Genomic DNA, 1,563 nt, shown 5'->3' with positions numbered 1-1,563 from the left:
CGCCGTTACGGACAGAACCACATTGTTGAGTATTATGATAAATTAAAAACGCAACCTTATAACAAATGTCATAAAGTTGCGTCAATCGCATGTGTAAATAAGTTATTGAAGCTCCTCTTCTACCTTATTACACATAATATACACTATGATTATCGGTTAACCGCCTAAAATCATAGTCTCATTCATCATACTATATTTATTCCCCCTAGTAAAAAAACGAATACATATTAGGGGTATTTAGTTTGCATTAAATTTAACATATATGATATAGGCTTTGCGATATTTAATTGATTAAAAATCTAAAAATAAGGATTGACTAATCGTAAGAAATATCAAAGACTGTCTTTTTCTCGTATCGATGAGATTTTCGTCCGTTGTGCTGTAGGAGGTTAAACAGACGAAGGAGAACCTTTGATATCTCTTGGGTGTTTTTGTGTAATGCTTGATGAAACAGTAAAAAATAATCCTTAATCATGTACATCGCTTTATATTCACTTAGCTCTTTCTGTTTCTTACGCAACGGGAGTTCTCTCATTTTAAACATAGTAGAAGAACATAATAAGATACTAATGAGTTGACCATAAAGATGACATTCTAACCGCTCTTGTTTAATAGATTTGCAACGATGAATTTGAAACCAAGATTTCCATATTTTAAATAACAGCTCAATTTGCCAACGTAGTGAATATAAATCATAGATTTTCTCTTTTGGTACCCATTCCGTAGGAATATTTGTCATATATACCGTAATTCCTTGTAAAAGTTTCGTACGCTCTGTATATGTAATCCCTTTTTTCTTTTCGCGAATCGCTCGATCGCGTAGGCGTTTCTGTTTTTGCTCCTTGGTACATCTATAAACCACAATGCGAGTAGGCAGTTTGTCTTTACTCCCTACATATACATCATGTAATTCATACACTTGGCCAGGTTGTAATTGTTTCATGATGTCTTCCAAATGAATTTGTATATATACCGGTCTTAATTGAGCGGGTTTTGTTTTAAATACCACTGTTTCGAATTCTTTTCTATATATTTTAGTTGGTAACTTAAGACGTGATAAATAATATCCTTGCTTATCTTGAATAGACTTAAAGTCTTGTAAACGAAAATATCCTAAGTCACGAATATACAGTTCATTCTTTTGTGCCATGCCTGTTCGAGTCGCACTATATGCCTGATCACTTCGTTTTCCGGGTTCAATTGCCACATCAGAAAATTCTCCACTCAACAAGTCATACTCTAGTTGAATTTTCACACCAGCTTTATGACTATATCCTCCGGCATCAGGATAAGTAGCTGCGAATCGATCTGGAACTTGGAAGGTTGTAGAATCAAGGATGCGAATCCGCTCAAAATAAGCAGAAAGAGAATGAGAAATCTTAGATACTCCTCCAATTTTAGCTTGTAGAAGTGTAGTAAATACAGTTCGAAAGAAGGCTACAGAAGCCGAGTTAAATCGTCGATTAAGTCCCTCCGGACTTAATAAAACTCCTGTTGAAGTTTCTAATTGACTACAAAGTTGAGTAAGAGAGGTAGTAGCGACTTGTTGATTTAACCATACAC

The 1,563-nt window shown here is 34.7% G+C and carries 1 protein-coding gene and 1 pseudogene; one reads left to right on the top strand and one right to left on the bottom strand.

Annotated elements, in window-relative coordinates:
• Nucleotides 1-168 (top strand): annotated as a pseudogene (locus BPMYX0001_RS31715) (IS110 family RNA-guided transposase); the annotation flags it as partial.
• 148 nt (nucleotides 169-316) lie between these two features.
• On the opposite strand, the gene BPMYX0001_RS27080 reads toward BPMYX0001_RS31715, so the two are convergent.
• Nucleotides 317-1,563: IS4 family transposase (locus BPMYX0001_RS27080; RefSeq protein ID WP_033799459.1), on the bottom strand; the 1,247-nt coding region annotated here is incomplete at its 5' end.

It is taken from the genome of Bacillus pseudomycoides DSM 12442, from assembly GCF_000161455.1.
GTDB classification, from domain to species: Bacteria; Bacillota; Bacilli; order Bacillales; family Bacillaceae_G; genus Bacillus_A; species Bacillus_A pseudomycoides.
The sequence above is the reverse complement of the archived record's forward strand: the minus strand, read 5'-3'. Positions and strand labels throughout refer to the sequence as shown.